At 63.5% G+C, this 15,956-nt stretch carries 17 protein-coding genes; 8 read left to right on the forward strand and 9 right to left on the reverse strand.

What is annotated here, in order from left to right; genetic code table 11:
• Positions 1–64 precede the first annotated feature (64 nt).
• From BM193_RS22365 to BM193_RS22395, 7 genes are all read right to left on the reverse strand, one after another.
• Positions 65–1,222, reverse strand: coding sequence for a patatin-like phospholipase family protein (locus tag BM193_RS22365; RefSeq protein ID WP_254786373.1), 1,158 nt, complete (start codon positions 1,220–1,222; stop codon positions 65–67).
• A 131-nt stretch (positions 1,223–1,353) separates the two neighbouring features.
• Positions 1,354–1,692 carry a hypothetical protein gene (locus tag BM193_RS22370; RefSeq protein WP_092800811.1) on the reverse strand — a complete coding sequence of 113 codons (339 nt, stop codon included), beginning with the start codon at positions 1,690–1,692 and terminating at the stop codon, positions 1,354–1,356.
• Between the two features lie 52 nt (positions 1,693–1,744).
• Complete coding sequence (locus BM193_RS22375) at positions 1,745–2,131, reverse strand: phage holin family protein (protein WP_092800799.1); 387 nt, start codon at positions 2,129–2,131, stop codon at positions 1,745–1,747.
• 16 nt (positions 2,132–2,147) lie between these two features.
• Positions 2,148–2,450 (reverse strand): ElaB/YgaM/YqjD family protein, encoded by a 303-nt coding sequence (locus tag BM193_RS22380; RefSeq protein ID WP_035826246.1) that lies wholly within the window; start codon positions 2,448–2,450, stop codon positions 2,148–2,150.
• Positions 2,451–2,509: 59 nt separating this feature from the next.
• Positions 2,510–3,046 (reverse strand): ferritin-like domain-containing protein, encoded by a 537-nt coding sequence (locus BM193_RS22385; RefSeq protein WP_092800797.1) that lies wholly within the window; start codon positions 3,044–3,046, stop codon positions 2,510–2,512.
• Positions 3,047–3,189: 143 nt separating this feature from the next.
• Positions 3,190–4,089, reverse strand: coding sequence for an OmpA family protein (locus BM193_RS22390; protein ID WP_092800795.1), 900 nt, complete (start codon positions 4,087–4,089; stop codon positions 3,190–3,192).
• 26 nt (positions 4,090–4,115) lie between these two features.
• Positions 4,116–4,520, reverse strand: a complete 405-nt coding sequence (locus BM193_RS22395) for a DUF4398 domain-containing protein (protein WP_092800793.1) — start codon at positions 4,518–4,520, stop codon at positions 4,116–4,118.
• A 255-nt stretch (positions 4,521–4,775) separates the two neighbouring features.
• Between BM193_RS22395 and BM193_RS22400 the strand changes: the two genes are divergently transcribed.
• Both BM193_RS22400 and BM193_RS22405 read left to right on the forward strand, forming a co-directional pair.
• A complete protein-coding gene (locus BM193_RS22400; RefSeq protein WP_254786374.1) occupies positions 4,776–6,842 on the forward strand; it encodes an AsmA family protein in 2,067 nt (688 codons plus the stop codon).
• Positions 6,843–7,031: 189 nt separating this feature from the next.
• Positions 7,032–7,250 carry a glycine zipper 2TM domain-containing protein gene (locus tag BM193_RS22405; RefSeq protein WP_092800789.1) on the forward strand — a complete coding sequence of 73 codons (219 nt, stop codon included), beginning with the start codon at positions 7,032–7,034 and terminating at the stop codon, positions 7,248–7,250.
• Positions 7,251–7,348: 98 nt separating this feature from the next.
• On the opposite strand, the gene BM193_RS22410 is transcribed toward BM193_RS22405, so the two are convergent.
• A complete protein-coding gene (locus BM193_RS22410) occupies positions 7,349–8,137 on the reverse strand; it encodes a Crp/Fnr family transcriptional regulator (protein WP_092800787.1) in 789 nt (262 codons plus the stop codon).
• Between the two features lie 225 nt (positions 8,138–8,362).
• On the opposite strand from BM193_RS22410, the gene BM193_RS22415 reads away from it, so the two are divergent.
• The 4 genes from BM193_RS22415 to BM193_RS22425 all read left to right on the forward strand — a co-directional run bounded on the left by BM193_RS22415 (position 8,363) and on the right by BM193_RS22425 (position 10,653).
• A complete protein-coding gene (locus BM193_RS22415) occupies positions 8,363–9,025 on the forward strand; it encodes an outer membrane lipoprotein (protein ID WP_092800785.1) in 663 nt (220 codons plus the stop codon).
• Positions 9,026–9,187: 162 nt separating this feature from the next.
• Complete coding sequence (locus BM193_RS22420; RefSeq protein WP_092800783.1) at positions 9,188–9,469, forward strand: hypothetical protein; 282 nt, start codon at positions 9,188–9,190, stop codon at positions 9,467–9,469.
• 186 nt (positions 9,470–9,655) lie between these two features.
• The gene (locus BM193_RS28550; RefSeq protein ID WP_121670992.1) at positions 9,656–9,802 is read left to right on the forward strand and encodes a lmo0937 family membrane protein; all 147 of its coding nucleotides are present in this window, start codon (positions 9,656–9,658) and stop codon (positions 9,800–9,802) included.
• Positions 9,803–9,969: 167 nt separating this feature from the next.
• A complete protein-coding gene (locus BM193_RS22425) occupies positions 9,970–10,653 on the forward strand; it encodes a YiaD family glycine zipper/OmpA-like lipoprotein (protein WP_092800781.1) in 684 nt (227 codons plus the stop codon).
• Positions 10,654–10,860: 207 nt separating this feature from the next.
• On the opposite strand, the gene BM193_RS22430 is transcribed toward BM193_RS22425, so the two are convergent.
• Complete coding sequence (locus BM193_RS22430) at positions 10,861–13,704, reverse strand: M16 family metallopeptidase (RefSeq protein WP_092800779.1); 2,844 nt, start codon at positions 13,702–13,704, stop codon at positions 10,861–10,863.
• A 291-nt stretch (positions 13,705–13,995) separates the two neighbouring features.
• Between BM193_RS22430 and BM193_RS22435 the strand changes: the two genes are divergently transcribed.
• On the forward strand, positions 13,996–14,271 hold the full coding sequence (locus BM193_RS22435) for a hypothetical protein (RefSeq protein WP_092800777.1): 276 nt from the start codon (positions 13,996–13,998) through the stop codon (positions 14,269–14,271).
• 83 nt (positions 14,272–14,354) lie between these two features.
• On the forward strand, positions 14,355–15,902 hold the full coding sequence (locus tag BM193_RS22440) for a TerC family protein (protein ID WP_092800775.1): 1,548 nt from the start codon (positions 14,355–14,357) through the stop codon (positions 15,900–15,902).
• Positions 15,903–15,956 lie beyond the last annotated feature (54 nt).

The raw sequence follows: 15,956 nt of genomic DNA on the forward strand, positions 1-15,956 counted from the left end.
GCGCCGAGCAGGTGAGCATCGCAGGCCGCCGGTACCGACGCGCAGCCGGTTGTGACCGGCGTCGCTACGCCGCGTCGCGTTCGTAGGGCGGCAATTCGTGCACCACCAGCGGCGTGTCTTCCGTGACGAAGGCCAGCCAGCCGGCGGCCTTGATGGCGCGCAAGGCGTCCTGGTAGCCCTGCTCCCAGCGCCACTCGATGGAGCCCTTGGAGAAATTGATGTCCTTGGCCGCCATGTGCCAGTCGCGCCCCGCATACGGCAGGCGCACGATGTGCATGGTGCTGTCGCAGCCCAGCGCCACCAGCTCTTCCGTCTGCTGGCGGTTGTGCGCGCTGTCGGGCAGCTTGGCGTACAGCTCGCGCAATTTGTGCTGCAAGGTATGCGTGTTGACATAGTCTTCGATATGCCGCTTCGAGCGCGAGGCGAAGGTGACATCCTTTTGCCGCGTCTGCACTTCATCCAGGGTGGTCGGTTCCGGCCCTTCCGAGCTCCATAAGTCCACCATGAAGACCAGGGTATCGACGTGGGGCGTGTCGTCGAGCACGGTCTCCAGCGGCGTATTCGAATACAGGCCGCCATCCCAATACAAGTCGCCATCGACGCGCACCCCTGCGAAGCCGGGCGGCAAGGCGCCGCTGGCGCGGATGTGGTCGGCGGTGAGCGCCTGGTCCTGGCTATCAAAACTGGTGAGGCTGCCGCATTTCACGCGCAGCGCGTTGACCGTCAGGCGCATGCCGCCGGGCTGGTTCAGGTAATCAAAATCGACCAGTTCTTCCAGCGTGCTGGCCAGTTCGCTCGTATCGTAGAAGCTGGCTTCTTCCGGCTTCACGGCTATGCCGGCAGGGAACAGGCTGAAGGAACGGGGCTTGAAGAAGCCGGGCACGCCGCGCAGCACCGTGTCGAGCGTGGCCAGCCAGATATTGGAGCGCCGCTGCTGATCGGAAATCATGGTCATGTCGACGCTGTCGCGGTGCGCGACGCGCTGCCAGAACTGCTTCAGGCGCACCAGCCGGTCTTCGTGCTTGTTGCCGGCCAGGATGGCCGCATTGATGGCGCCAATCGAGGTGCCCACCACCCAGTCGGGCGCCAGGCCATGCTCGTGCAAGGCATGGTAGACGCCGGCCTGGTAGGCGCCCAGCGCGCCGCCGCCCTGCAGCACCAGCACGATGCGCAGGCGCGATGGATTCAATTGATTGATCGGTGTCGTGGAATTCGTCGCCAAGATAGCCCCAATGTCTGCCGTGCGTGGATGCACCGTCCGGATCATTGTAAGGGATTGTGCCCGCGCGCGCCGGATGTAGGGTGCGGACAAAAAAAACGCCGTCGATGACGGCGTTTCGGCGGGTGTCGGGCTTAGCGCTTGCGTCGCAGCCAGCTGGCGGCAACGGCGGCCACGGCCACGAGGACCAGGGCCGGCTTGACGAGCTTCTTGCGTCCGATAAAGGACAGCGCCGTCAGCACGTAGGGCATGGCGCCTTGCAGGCGCATGCCCCCCGGTGCCAGCAGGGATTCGACGCGATGGCCGGCAAAGCCGACCGCCGTTTCCACCACGCCCTGCAGCAGCGAGTCGGGACGCAAGGCATACCCCACGTTGGCGCGCGCATGCACGATGCCCACGCGGTACATTTCACCCTGGGCAATGAGCAGGCGCTTGCGGGCCGCTTGCTCCGCCTGTTTGTCGTTATCCGACATGAATTCTCCTCGAAAGGCAGTCCGGGCATGGCGGGGAATCCCCGCCAGCCGGCTACATCAACATGTCGCGGTCGGCTTTCAACTCGGCCATGGTGGCCGGCATGGAAAGCTTGCCTTGACGCAGCATGGCGCGCGCGTACAGGACCAGGCCGATGGCCAGTAGTACGAACACGACCGTCATGATCGCCAGGATTTTCCAGCCCAGGCTATCCCAGGCCAGGAAAACCACCAGCACGCTGCCGTAAGCGATGGCAAACAAGCCTGCCACGGTGGCCAGCGCGAAAATGACAATCAGCTGCAACATGTGATTGCGCACTTCCGACAGTTCGATGGTGGCCAGTTCCAGCCGCGACAACATCAGTCCGACGGCGTTTTTGGCCAGGCCGGCAACCGAGCCGATCAATCCCGGCCCCTGGTGAGACGAAGCAGACTTGTCCATATCGCTCCTGAATGGATTACTTGCGGCCCAGGATAAAACCGACCAGCACGCCAACGCCAGCGGCGACCGCCACCGTGCGCCATGGGTTTTCTTTCACATAGCCGTCAGCCTGAGCAGCCATCTGCTTGGTGGCGACGATGGCCGACGCCTGCGCTTCATGCGCCTTGGCCAGGGCGGCATCCAGGGTTTTCATGCCCTTGACGCGCACTTCGTCGGCTTTTTCGCCGGTCAGGGCGGCAGCGGCGCTGAACAGGGCTTGCGCATCCTTGACCAAGGTTTTGACATCGTTATTGACGGTGGTGATATTGTTTTCCAACATGGTTTTAGCTCCTTAGCTGTGGATGAATGTAGTTACTATACCTACTTTACTCAAAAACACTATTCCATTAGATCGCGCATATCATCGGCGTGCTCTTCCTCGACAGCCATGATCTTGATCAACAAATGGCGAGTCGTCGGGTCGGTGTCGCCCACTTTGACGATCATCTGGCGGTACGATTCGATCGCCACGCGCTCGGCGATGAGGTTGGCACGCACCATGCTTTGCACGTCCTCGGAGTCATCATACTCGGCATGGCTGCGCGCAAGCAATGTTGCCGGATTAAAATCGGGCTTGCCATTCAATTGCACGATACGCTCGGCCAGCCAGTCGGCGTGTTCCTGTTCCTGCTGCGCATGTTCCAGGAATTCCGCCTTGATGGTGCCGTTGTCGCGTCCGCTCACGGTGTAGTAATGGCGCTTGTAGCGCGCGATGCACACCAGCTCCGTGGCCAGCGCGCCATTCAGCAGGGTAATCAATTCCTCGCGATTGCCCTGATAGCCTTCCGTGACGGCGCCGTCATCGAGGTTTTTGGCGGCGGCGCGGATGGCGGCCGTATCGATGCCAGCGGGAGTCTCAACAGATGTTTGGGTCATGATGCTTCCTTTCAATACTTGCGTGGGTATCCACCGGCCAGACAACGGCCGGTGCTGCCTTGGTACAACACGTCAACCCGGCGCACGCCAGGCTGCGCTCGGGTCAACGCCTGGACCAACGTTCGGGCCAACGTTGCGGCCACTTAACGGCGGGCGGGAATGGCCGTGTTATCTTCCGACAAGACGATTTCCACCCGGCGATTCAGCTGGCGGTTCGCCGCGCTGTCATTGCCGGCGGCCGGATAGGCGGCGCCATAGCCTTTCGTGGCGATGCGGTCGCGGCTGATGCCTTGTTCCAGCAGTGCATTGCGCACGGCTTCGGCGCGGCGCTGCGACAATTCCAGGTTATGCGCGGAACCGCCCGTGCTATCGGTAAAGCCTTCGATCAGCACGGTGCGCTGCGGATTGTTTTTCAGCACATCGGCCAGCTTGCGCGCCGTATTCATGCCATCGGCCGTCAGGTTTGCCTTGTCCGTGCCGAACAACACGTCGCCCAAGGTGATGACCATGCCGCGCTCGGTTTTCTTGGCGGCCAGGTCGGCCAGCTGCGCTTCCAGGCCGGCGGCGCGGGCTTGCGCATCGCGCGCCGATGCTTCGGCCGCTTGTGCCTGGGCCTTGGCCGCTTCGGCATCCGCCTGCGCCGCCTGGGCGCGAGCCGTGGCCTGGTCAGCCTGCTGCGTGCGCGCATCGAGGCGCAACTGGTCGCGCTGCTTGCCGGCATTGGCGATATCGGCTTCAGCCGCCTTCTGCTTGGCGACTTCTTGCGCGGTGGCTATCTTTTGCTTGGCCAGGTAGGCCAGCTTGTCGACTTTTTCGCTGTCTTCCTGGCGCACGGCGGCGGCGTTGGCCGCTTCCAGTGCAGCGCTCGCTTCGCGGAACTCACGCGGCGCATAGGTAGACACGATGGGATTCGATTGCGCCGCCATATAGTCGCCGCGCGTCTGGTCGAGCAGGCTGGTGGTGGTGGGTGCGGAGCTGCAGGCGGCAACGAGGGCGGCCATGGCCAGCAGGCCGGGAATGGTGGTGTAAGTGGCTTTTTTCATGATGGAATCCTGTTCTTATTGTTGGTTTATTGTTTCGGGGCTTGCTGGTTGGCACGGTCGAGTTCTTCGCGCATGACGCGGATGTTCTCGTTGATTTCATCGGCCGCGCTGGTGGCCTTGGCCGAGTTGGCCTTGCTTTGCGCCAGCTTGGCATCGGCTTGCGCCTGGTCGGCCAGGTCGCGTGCCGTCTTGTAGTCGCGGTCTTTCAAGGCCTGGTTGGCCATGCGCATTTTTTCGCGGGCCGAACGCATTTCATCGGGGGCCAGGTCGGCGGCGCCGGCGCTGGCGGCGTTATCGACGGCGGCGCGCGAAACGGCCACGTCGGCCGTTGCCGGCGTTTTCAGGCTGGAGCAGCCCGTCATCAGGACAACAGCGGTGATGCAGGCGGCCAAAGCGGTCAAGGGGGTGTTGAGGGAATCTCGGTTTGTCATTTTTCTTCTCCTGGAGAATGTAGGGTAGTGATGTCAGTGATACGTGAAACAAATCAGGAACTGCGTTTGATGTATGACGTTATAGGCCCCGGCTCCCCGCATATCCGTTCGGTGCCGCACATAGGGTAGGAAATCGACAATACTATCGCCGGCAAGGTGCGCTAGCGCACGTGTCCGCTTGCAAAATCAGAAACGAACCCGGCTTTGGGGCGATTCCTGTAGCATCGCTAATACTTGTCCAGAAAGAATTTCCCCATGCCCCGCCTTATGTCCCGCCTGAAGCCCCTGTCCCGCCGCCAGAAAATCGTCCTCGCCGGCGCCGCCGTGCTGGTCGCCGTCCCCGTCGCGGCCGCCATCACCTTGCTGAACATGGACTGGAACCGCGCCAAGCCCTGGCTCAACGGGCGCGCCAGCGAAGCATTGGGGCGGCCCTTCGCCATCGCGGGCGACCTGTCGCTGACGTGGCAGCAGCCTGCCACTGCCGCAGGAAGCAAGACCTGGCGCGACTCTCTGCCGTGGCCCCATTTGCAGGCGCAGGACGTGCGCTTGGGCAATCCGGACGCCATGGCGCAGACGGATGGCGAGCCGGCCCAGCTGGCCACTGTCAGCCAGCTGGCGTTCTCGCTCAATCCGCTGGCCCTGCTGGAGAAGAAAATCATCATCCCGGAATTGCGTTTCGATACGCCACAGATCCGCTTGCTGCGCAGCAAGGATGGCCGCAACAACTGGACCTTCGAGAAGCAGGATCAAGCGTCGCCATGGCAGCTGGAGCTGCAAAGCGTGGTCTTCAGCAAGGGCACCGTGTACCTGACCGATGGCGTGACGCAGACGGCGATGCGCGCGGACGTCGATACGCTGGCGGACGACAAGCGCTATGGCATCGCCTGGACGCTGTCCGGCAAATACCGCGGTGAAACCGTGCAGGGCGGCGGCAAGGCGGGCAGCGTGCTGTCGCTGCAGCGCCAGGGCACGCCCTTCCCCATCCAGGCCGAGATGCGCGCCAGCGGCAGCAGCATGGCCATCGAAGGCACGCTGACGCGTCCCACGGACCTGGCCGCCCTCGACGTGCGCCTGAAAATAGCGGGCCCCAGCATGGCGCGCCTGTATCCATTGACGGGCGTGCTGCTGCCGGAGACGCCGCACTTCAGCACGGAAGGGCATTTGACGGGCACCCTGGCGCCCGGCGGCGGCGAGTGGGTGTATGACCAGTTCAGCGGCAAGGTGGGATCGAGCGACGTGGAAGGCAAGCTGGCCTTTTCCGCCAGCAAGCCGCGCAAGCGCCTGACGGGCGAAGTGCACTCGCGCCTGCTGCAATTTGTCGATCTGGGGCCGCTGGTGGGCGCCGACTCCAGCGCCAGCAAGAAGGAGCGGGGCGTGACGTCGACACAGCCGGCCGGCCGGGTGCTGCCGGTGGAAACCTTCAAGACGGAGCGCTGGACCAGCCTGGATGCGGACGTGCGCTACACGGCCGACAAGATCACGCGCGACGCGGAATTGCCGATCAGCAAGCTCGACACCCACGTGCTGCTGACGGACGGCGTGCTGTCGCTCACGCCCCTGAATTTCAATGTGGCGGGCGGCACCCTGACGTCGCAGATCAAGCTCGACGGCAGCGGCAAGGTCATTCCCAACGGCATCGCCGCCGAACTCAAGGCCAGCGCCCGCCATCTGCGCATCAAGCAGCTGTTTCCCCGCCTGCCCGCCCTGCAGGCCAGCGTGGGCGAAATCAATGGCGACGCCTCGCTGTCGGCCACGGGCAACTCCGTCGCCACCTTGCTGGGCAGCTCGAACGGCGAAGTGCGGGCGCTGATCAACCGGGGCAGCATCAGCAAACTGTTGCTGGAAGAAATGGGCTTGAATATCGGCAGCATCGTCGTCACCAAGCTGGTGGGCGACAAACAGGTCAAGCTCAATTGCATGGCGGCCGATTTCGTCGTCAACAAGGGTTTGATGCGCACGCGCCAGTTCATCGTCGACACGGAAGATGCCGTGCTGCATATCGACGGCACGGTGAACCTGGGCAACGAACAGCTGGACCTGACCTTGCAGCCCGACAGCAAGGGCTTGCGCATCTTTTCGCTGCGCTCACCGCTGTATGTGAAGGGCACCTTCAGCAAGCCCGATGTGAGCGTCGACAAGGGCGTGCTGGCCCTGCGCGCCGGCGGCGCCCTGGCCCTGGCCGTGGTGGCGCCCGTGGCAGCCCTGCTGCCGCTGGTCAACGCCGGCCCCGGCGAAGAGAACGAATGCGCCACCCTGCTGGCCAATGCGCGGGTCAAGCCGGTGGCACCGAAGCCGGGAAAGAGCGTGCGCCAGCGGCGCTGACATCGGCCGGAAGCACGCGATAGTGTGCTTTTACAATTGTTACACACCTATGTGCGTTGCCGAACAGACCCTGCCTTGCCAGAATCCTATTCTGTAACCGTGCCTGAAACAACAAGACGTGGCGACACGAAGTCCCACCGGCCCATACCATGCCGGCGCCACGAGGTCCGAATTCATAGGAGAACTATCATGCAAATCATCAAAAAACTCGCCGCTACCACTTCCGTTGCCGCCCTTCTGCTGAGCCTGACCGCTTGCGCCAACATGTCCGGCCAGGATAAAAACACGGCCATCGGCGCCGGCGTCGGCGCCGTTGCCGGTTCCGTCCTGACGGGTGGCAGCGCCGTCGGTGCCGTCGGCGGCGCGGCTGTCGGCGGCGTGATCGGCAATCAGGTCAAGCCCAAGTAAGCATGCACGAAAGAGCGGGACGGGTGCCCAGGCGCCCGTCCCGCTTTTTTTCGTCCGCTTTTTGATGTCGGCGGACCCAGAAAATTTTGTCGAGGGAATTAAACGAAGACGTTGGCCATGCCGATGGGGCCGGCATCCTTGACCAGCTCGTAGCAGCGGCAGGAAACGGCTTCCAGGCCGGCCGAATCGAGTATCTCGATATTGCCGCGGCTGTAGCTGATGAGCTTTTGCTGTTGCAGCGCGCTCGCCGCCTTAGTCACGCCGACCCGGCGCACGCCCAGGGTGTGGGCGAGGAATTCATGCGTGAGGTGGAATTTTTCCGATTGCAGGCGGTCGCGCGTGATCAATAGCGAACGCGCCAGGCGCGCCTCGAGCACGTGAAAACGGCTGCACACGGCGATCTGGATGGCTTGCGCCAGCAAGGTGTCGGTGTAGCGGTACAGCAGGCGCTGCAGGGAGTCGAGCTGGACGAATTCGGCGCAGAAGTCGGCCCGCGCGATACGGCTGGCCGTACCGGAACGTTGCACCACCGCCCGCACTTGCGCCAGGTCATGCCCCAGCGCAACGGAGGCGCCCAGCACGCCTTCGCGGCCGACGGCGCCCACTTCCAGCGTCATGCGGCCTTCCGCCACGGCCAGCAGCGAGATCAGGCAGTCGTCAGGGAAATAGATATGCGCGATCGGCTGGCCGGGTTCGTACAGCACCTCGCCCACCTCGACCGTGACGCTGTGGAACAGCGCCGCCAGGTGGCGCAGGTCCGATTCGGGCAGGCTGGCCAGCAAGCGGTTGCCGGTGGCGGAGGCGCCCACGGGCGAACCCAGGCCGGTTCGGCCTGTGTCGCGGGATACCTCGCGGGGCAAATTCAAGCTGGCGGTCATTGTGGGCATTGCCTTTTCCTGGTCATTCCTGGTCATTCCTGGTCGTGGTTACAACTCGACATAATTTTTACTTAGCCTACGGTGCGGCACCGGTCCTGTATGTACGGTGACGCACGGAAGCGAAGGACACGGCGCAGCACACTGCGCTCAAGCAATACCTGAAGACATCAAGAAGCTGAAGACCGCAAGACGCATCATCCCGATTTCATTATTTTAAAAACCAAGGAGCCTTCCATGACTACCACCACCAAATCCCTCCATCCGCTGGTGCTTGCCGCCGCTGTCGCCGTCCTGCTGTTCTGCGGCGTCGGCACGGCCGCCCTGATGGGCTGGCTGCCCTCCTCGCAAAGCGAAGCGCCGCCGCTGTCGGCCAACGCCTCGGCCGAGCAGCTGGCCAGCCTGCAGGCGAACCAGCCGCCCGCCGGCGCACAGCCGCTGGTGGCGCTGCCCCCGCCGCCAGTGCAGCAGCCCGTGCAGCAGCCCGTGCAGCAACAACCACAGCCACAACCCGTGCGCCAGCCGCAGCCCCAATACGTGGCCGCGGCCCCTGCGCCCCAGGTCTGCAGCAATTGCGGCGTCGTCGAAGCCATCCATGAAGTCAATACGCGCGCCGAAGGCAGCGGCGTGGGTGCGGCCGGCGGCGCCGTCGTCGGCGGCTTGCTGGGCAACCAGGTAGGCGGCGGCCATGGCAAGCAGCTGGCCACCGTGCTCGGTGCCGTAGGCGGCGCCGTGGCGGGCAACCAGATCGAAGGCAGCGTGCGCTCGACGCGCAGCTATAACATCGTCGTGCGCCTGGACAATGGCAAGACGCGCACCGTGCACCAGAGCGCCGCGCCGAACTGGCGCCAGGGCGACCGCGTGCGCGTCGTCAACGGCGGCTTGCGCGCCATCGGCTAAGCGTAGCGCGGCGATGCCGCCGCAATGAGTTGCAGATTCAACACACGCCCGGCTCGTCCGGGCGTTTTCTTTTTGATCATGTTCGTTGGCGTACAGATGCGCTCGCCATGGCGCGAGATGATGCACTCAGGAAAGTTCAACGATAGTCTTCGAGGAGATGCTATGGATAGCGACAAGGCAGGCGGCAACAGGATCTGGCTGGGCTTCATCGGCGGCGGCATGCTGGCCACGGCGCTGGGCTTTTGCGCCCTGGACCTGGCGCCGGCGCAAGCCAGCGCGCCCGTGTTCGGCGTGATGCTGTTATTGACGGGCGGCATGTTCAGCTGCCTGACAGGCGCCGTCGGCATGGCCGGCATGCTGGCCTGGATACCGGGCATGGATGGCGGACACGAGAAAATGCGGCAGCAAGAACGGCGTCTGCGCGAGCGCAATCTGGCGAAATAAGCGAATCAACAGGCTAAATAAGGGTTGTGTACGGCAGCGTACAGAGAATTTCAGAAACAAAGTAGACAATAAGTCATGGCATCAGCGTTCAGCGACCCGGTCGCCACGCAATGACAAAAAACCGATGACGATGTCCCTTGCAAGACAGGCAGCCGTCATCCACACACTACTCTCGGAGGACATATCATGCTCTATACAATCGCAGTAGTACTCATCATTCTCTGGCTGCTGGGCCTGGTCACTTCCTATACCATCGGCGGCTTCATTCACATCCTGCTGGTGGTGGCGGTCATCATGATCCTGCTGCGCCTGATTAGCGGACGCGGGCTTTAGACCCGGTCGTTAGCGCAGGCTGACAGGAGCGGCGCACGTGCAAACGGGCGCCGCTTTTTTACCGCCTTTCATGCACCGGGCGCGCCCATTGGCAAGCCGGTGCATTTTGCAGTAACGTGTACGGGTAGTTCTGGGTAGGTCCCAATAACAAAACTAGGAGAAAATCCATGAAAGCATACAAAAACGGCGCTGGCGCCAAATCCCTGATCGGCATGCTGGTCCTCGCCATGGCCGCTACCGGCTGTGCAGATATGTCCGCCACGCAACGCGGCACGGCCACGGGCGCCGGCGTCGGTGCGGGCCTGGGCGCGCTGATCGGCGGCACCACCGGCGGCGGCAGCAGCGGCCGCACGGCGGGCGGTGCCCTGCTGGGCGCGGCGGCGGGCGCCGTGGTGGGCAATATCTGGTCGAACCGCATGGAAAACCAGAAGCGCGCCATGGAACAAGCCACCCAGGGTACCGGAGTGCAAGTGACGCAGACGGCCGATAACCGCCTGAAAATGGAAATCCCGAGCGATATTTCCTTCGACACCAACCGCGCCGACATCAAGGGCAACTTCCGTCCGATTCTCGACCGCTTCGCCGCCACCCTGAATGAAAACCCGAACACCACGGTCAGCATCATCGGCCATACGGACAGCACGGGCAGCGATTCGATCAACGAGCCGCTGTCGGTGGAACGCGCGGCCCATACGCGCGACTACCTGGCCATGCGCGGCGTCTCGCCGACCCGCATCGTCACCGAAGGCCGTGGCGCGCGCGAGCCGATCGCCTCGAATGCCGATGCCGCCGGACGCGCACGCAATCGCCGCGTGGAAATCTATGTCGCCGAAATGGCGCCGCGTGGATAACAGCTGACAAACCCTGCCGCGCGGCGCGACTGGCGGCCCGCGATGCTCACCGCGCCTTTGGTACGGTTGCGCTTCTCGGCCACCATGCGCAGACGCTCGCGAGGTTTTGTCCGGTGTCGTGGCGTTGAGGTCAGAATCAACGTCGCAGAATAAAAATAAGCCCGCTGGCAAGTTAGCTTGCAGCGGGCTTATTTTATTGACAGCACCTTACTTCGACGTCGTTGCCTTGGCGCCGCTGTCGCCCTCCTTCGCCACCTTGGCGAAGTCGCCTGCCGTCACGATCGAGACGGCGGCCGGCTTCAGGTAGTCGCGCAGGCCCTGGTTCACCTGCGCCAGGGTCAGGGCGGCGACCTTGGCTTCCAGGTCCTTGTCGTAGGCCATGGTGCGCTCCTGCGCCAGGTATTCGGCCAGGTTGTTGGCCAGGCCGCTGTCCTGCGTGCGCCCCACTTCTTCCGATTGCAGCCAGCCCTTTTTCGCTTCCACCAGTTCCGCCTCCGTGAAGCCGTCGGCCAGCACCTTGGCGATTTCCTCGCGCAGGGCCGCTTCCACCTTGACGGTGTTCTGCGGCGCGCTGATGGCGTAGGCCATCCAGTAGCCGGCCGGTTCGCGCGATGGCACGCTCACTTGCGAACCGACGCCATACGACAGGCCTTCCTGCTGGCGGATGCGGTCGGCCAGGCGGCTGCGCAAGGCGCCGCCACCGAGCATGTGGTTGGCGATCAGCAGCGCCGGATAGCCGGCGGCGTCATCCTTCAGCGACAGCGGCTGGATGGCGAACAGCACGCTGTTGGCCTTGTCCGGCGTTTCCAGCGTGACTTTTTCGCCGCTGACGGGCTTGACGGCGTCGGGAATGCGCACGTACGGCTGCGGCGCCTTCCAGTTGCCGTACAGGCTGGCCACTTGCGCCTTCAGCGCAGCCGCATCGAAATCGCCGACGGCGGCAAAGGTGGCGTTCGCGGCGCCATAATAGGCGCCGTGGAAGGCTTTCACATCGGCCACCTTGATGGCTTTCCATTGCGCCAGCTCTGCCGGCAAGGTGGCCACGTGGCGCACGTGGCCGTCCGGCGTGGCGTCGAGCAGGCGGCGGAAGGCGTTCACGGCCAGCGGCTGCGGCTCAGGCAATTCCTGCTCGGCGCGGCCCACGCGCTCGCGCTGCAATTCGAGGAATTCCGTTTCGCTCAAGGCCGGCTTTTGCAGCACTTGCGCCAGCAGGTCCATGGCCGCCGGCAAGTTCTCGCGCTTGCCCACCAACATGGCCCGCACGCCCTCGGCGCCGCCCGAGATGGCCACTTGCATGCCCAGCTGGTCGAACTTGTCCTTCACTTCCTGGCGCGACAGGCTATCCGTGCCGCGCGACAGCAAGTTGGCCGTGTAGCTGCCCACCTGCGCCTTGCCGCGCAGACTCTCTTCGCTGCCGAGCTGCAACTTCAACACGACGCTGACGGTACCGCCCTTGGTTTTCTTCGGCAGCAAGGCGCCCTTCAGGCCGCTTGGCAAGGTGAAACGCGTGGTGCGCGCCTCGATATTGTCGGGGCTGGGGTCGAACGCTTCGCCTTGCGCCACCACGGCGCGGCCCGTGTAGCCGGCCAGTTGCGGCGCCACGTCCGCGTAGGCCGGCACGACGGTGCGGTCCGGCGCATCGGTGGGAATGAAGCGGCCCAGGGTGCGGTTCGACGTCTTCAGGTACTTCTCGGCCGCCGCCTGCACCTGCGCCGTCGTCAGCTTGTCGAGCTGGTCGCGCTGCAGGAAGAACAAACGCCAGTCGCCGGCCGCCAGCGATTCCGTCAGGGCGATCGTCATGCGCGCCGTGTTCGCCGTGATCAGTTCCACCTGCTTGTTCAGCTGCTGCTTGACGCGCGCCACTTCCGCATCCGTGATGGGCTGCGATTTCAAGTCTTCCAGCACTGTCAGCATGGCCGTTTGCGCCGCATCAAGGTTGCCGTCGACGGGCACCAGCGCGCCGAACAGGTTGTAGCCAGGCTCCAGGTTGCTCACGGCGTTGTATTCGATCTTGCTGGCCAGCTTGGTTTCCACCAGCGCCTTGTGCAGGCGGCCGGCCGGCGCATCGGTCAGCACGTGGCCGAGCACTTCGATGGCCACCGATTCCGGGTTGCCCGACGGCGCCACGTGGTAGCCGGCGCCGACGAACTGCGTGCCGCCGCTGCGGCGCACCGTGACGGCACGCTCGCCATCCTGCACCGGTTCGGCCGTGTAGGTGGGCTCGATCACGCGCGTGGGTTTCGGGATCTTGCCGAACAGCGCATTGATCTGTGCCAGGACCTTGGCTTCATCGAAGCGGCCCGCCACCATCAGCACGGCATTGTCCGGCTGATAATATTTATGATAAAACGCGCGCAGGCGGGGAATGTTGACCTGTTCGATATCGGAGCGGGCGCCGATGGTCGACTTGCCATAGTTGTGCCAATCGTAGGCGATGGCCTGGATGCGTTCGCTGGTCACGCCGATCGGGTCGCTCTCGCCCATCTCGAACTCGTTGCGCACCACCGTCATCTCGCCTTTTTTCGTGACGGGGTTCCACAGGTCGTTCTGGTCGATGGCCGCGTTGACCATGCGGTCCGCTTCCATGGCCAGCATCTGGCGCAGGTTGTCGTCGTTGGCGGGGAAGGTGGCATAGTAATTGGTGCGGTCGTACCAGGTGGTGCCGTTGAAATCGGCGCCCGTCGAATTGAGGATCTCGACGGGGGTTTTCGTGCCCTTCTTGATGCCGAAGTTGGCGCTGGGCTTGAACAGCAGGTGTTCGAGCAAGTGGGCCATGCCCGTCTCGCCATAGTTTTCATGGCGCGAACCGACGAGGTAGACGATGTTGGTGGTGAGCGTAGGCTTGCTGGCATCGGGGAACAGCAGCACGCGCAAGCCATTGGCCAGGCGGTATTCGGTGATGCCTTCGACGGACGTGACTTTCACGGCGGCGCGGCTGGCGGCAGCCTTGCCGGTTTTCTGGGTCGGTGTGGCTTGCACCGGGGTCGCGGCAAAGGCCAGTGACGGCGACAGGATGCCGGCGGCGAGCAAAAGAGCGGTAATTGGTTTCAAGGCAGGATCCTGGTAACACTACATGATATGGCACGGCGCAACAGCGGCGCCAACGAGTAAGGACTGAGCGCAAGAATGCTCACGGGGCCTGCGCTGCGTCTTCGCCGCCACGTGAAATTATTGCTCTCGCAATTTACGGCATGCTTATCAGTAACGCAAGTCCCTGTCATCAAGCTGTTATCCGGCCGTGTTATACTCGACCGTTCCAGAACTATCTGCCTGTATATGAGACGAGCTCTCGTCCTGCTCTGCCTTTTTGTTTTCATCGCTTTGCCCCAGGCGTTCGCCAGCATGGCTTACGCCAGCCCTTCCCCATTCCAGCATGCAGTCGCGGCCGGCGCTACCGCCACGCCTGCCCTTGTCGCGGACTGCCACGATGCCAGCACGCATGCGGGCGCGCCCGGCGACAGCTGCGGCACCGAAGAAGGCGACAACGATCCCATCACGCTCTACCCGACCTCGCGCCAGGCCGTGCCGTTTTACGCCATCATTTGGCAAGCGGGACCGGGCGCACTTGCCGAAGCGGACGTGCGGCTGGCTACACGCCCGCCGCGCGTCCGCCGCTGATGCGACACCAGCAACACGCACACGCCCGGGGCATGCCGCCGCCGGGCAAGCTTGATACTTACTGACTTTACAAGGTTACACACATGGAATGGTTATTTGACCCGACAATCTGGGTCGGCCTGCTGACGCTGGTCGTACTGGAAATCGTACTGGGCATCGACAACCTGATCTTCATCGCCATCCTGGCCGAAAAATTGCCGCCGCACCAACGCGACAAGGCCAGGGTGCTGGGCCTGACCCTGGCCCTCGTCATGCGCCTGGGCCTGCTTTCGCTGATTTCCTGGCTGGTGACACTGACCACGCCGCTGTTTTTTGTCTGGCAGTTTTCCTTCTCGGGGCGCGACCTGATTTTGCTCGTGGGTGGCTTGTTCCTGCTGTTCAAGGCCACCACCGAGCTGCACGAGCGCCTCGAAGGCGTGACGCATGCGCAGACGGGGCCGAAGGTGTATGCGGGCTTCGGCCTGGTGGTGGCGCAGATCGTCGTGCTCGACGCCGTCTTCTCGCTCGACGCCGTCATCACGGCCGTCGGCATGGTGGAAAACCTGTACGTGATGATGGCCGCCGTGGTCATTTCCATCGTCGTCATGATGCTGGCGTCAAAAGTGCTGACGCGCTTCGTCAACGCCCACCCCACCGTCGTCGTGCTGTGCCTGAGCTTTTTGCTGATGATCGGCCTGTCGCTGGTGGCTGAAGGCCTGGGCTTCCACATCCCGAAAGGCTATCTGTATGCGGCCATCGGCTTCTCCATCGTCATCGAATTCTTCAATCAATTGGCGCGCCGCAACTTCCTCAAGCTGCAGTCGAACGCGCCGCTGCGCGACCGTACGGCGCAGGCCGTGCTGAGCCTGCTGGGCGGACGCAAGGGCCGCGAAGCCGTGGAAGAGCATGAAGTCAAGGAACTGCCCGACGTTTCCGCCTTCGGCGTGGAAGAGCGCAACATGGTCAGCGGCGTGCTGACCCTGGCGGAACGCTCGATCCGTTCCGTGATGACGCCGCGCGGCGACGTGTCATGGGTGAATCTGAACGACAGCAGCGAAAAGATGCTCACCTTGCTGCGCGACACGCCGCACAGCATGATTCCTGTCTGTAATGATGACCTCGACAATGTCGTCGGCATCGCGCGCAGCAAGGACTTGATCGAGGACCTCGTTTCGCACGGCAAGATCGACCCGGCCAGCATGCGCGAAGCCGTCGTCGTGCCGGAAGCGGCCGGCGTGCTGAAAGCCATGGAAACCCTGAAGCGCTCGCGCGGCCAGCTGGTGCTGGTGGTCGACGAGTTCGGCACGGTGCAAGGCGTGCTGACGCCGATCGACATCCTGGAAGCCATCGCCGGCGAATTCCCCGACGAGGACGAGCAGCCGGACGTGGAAGTGCTGGGGCCCGGCCACTGGCGCATCGATGGCGCGACGGACTTGCACTACCTGGAGCAAGTGTTCGAGACGGAATCGCTGGTCAGCGAAGACGGCGAGTACAACTCGCTGGCCGGCTTCCTGCTGGCGCATTTCGAGAACATGCCGGCCGTGGGCGAAGTGCTGGAACTCGATGGCTTGCGCTATGAAATCCTCGAGGCCGACGAGCGCCGCATCGCCTGCGTGGACGTGCGCCGCATCGAGCCGGATCACAGTTTGTAACACAATGGCAAGCGTGCCCCGCTTGCCATGCCGTATGCTGGGGTCTGCCTTTTT

It is taken from the genome of Janthinobacterium sp. 344, from assembly GCF_900112025.1.
Classification (GTDB): domain Bacteria; phylum Pseudomonadota; class Gammaproteobacteria; order Burkholderiales; family Burkholderiaceae_D; genus Janthinobacterium.

Bases quoted from the DNA above. Each gene is read 5' to 3' on its own strand.
- BM193_RS22385 (WP_092800797.1), bottom strand. From the start codon at position 3,046: ATGACCCAAACATCTGTTGAGACTCCCGCTGGCATCGATACGGCCGCC.
- BM193_RS22405 (WP_092800789.1), top strand. From the start codon at position 7,032: ATGCAAATCATCAAAAAACTCGCCGCTACCACTTCCGTTGCCGCCCTT.
- BM193_RS22375 (WP_092800799.1), bottom strand. From the start codon at position 2,131: ATGGACAAGTCTGCTTCGTCTCACCAGGGGCCGGGATTGATCGGCTCG.
- BM193_RS22435 (WP_092800777.1), top strand. From the start codon at position 13,996: ATGGCTTACGCCAGCCCTTCCCCATTCCAGCATGCAGTCGCGGCCGGC.
- BM193_RS22395 (WP_092800793.1), bottom strand. From the start codon at position 4,520: ATGACAAACCGAGATTCCCTCAACACCCCCTTGACCGCTTTGGCCGCC.
- BM193_RS22415 (WP_092800785.1), top strand. From the start codon at position 8,363: ATGACTACCACCACCAAATCCCTCCATCCGCTGGTGCTTGCCGCCGCT.
- BM193_RS22400 (WP_254786374.1), top strand. From the start codon at position 4,776: ATGCCCCGCCTTATGTCCCGCCTGAAGCCCCTGTCCCGCCGCCAGAAA.
- BM193_RS22390 (WP_092800795.1), bottom strand. From the start codon at position 4,089: ATGAAAAAAGCCACTTACACCACCATTCCCGGCCTGCTGGCCATGGCC.
- BM193_RS22420 (WP_092800783.1), top strand. From the start codon at position 9,188: ATGGATAGCGACAAGGCAGGCGGCAACAGGATCTGGCTGGGCTTCATC.
- BM193_RS22370 (WP_092800811.1), bottom strand. From the start codon at position 1,692: ATGTCGGATAACGACAAACAGGCGGAGCAAGCGGCCCGCAAGCGCCTG.
- BM193_RS22440 (WP_092800775.1), top strand. From the start codon at position 14,355: ATGGAATGGTTATTTGACCCGACAATCTGGGTCGGCCTGCTGACGCTG.
- BM193_RS22380 (WP_035826246.1), bottom strand. From the start codon at position 2,450: ATGTTGGAAAACAATATCACCACCGTCAATAACGATGTCAAAACCTTG.
- BM193_RS22425 (WP_092800781.1), top strand. From the start codon at position 9,970: ATGAAAGCATACAAAAACGGCGCTGGCGCCAAATCCCTGATCGGCATG.
- BM193_RS28550 (WP_121670992.1), top strand. From the start codon at position 9,656: ATGCTCTATACAATCGCAGTAGTACTCATCATTCTCTGGCTGCTGGGC.
- BM193_RS22410 (WP_092800787.1), bottom strand. From the start codon at position 8,137: ATGCCCACAATGACCGCCAGCTTGAATTTGCCCCGCGAGGTATCCCGC.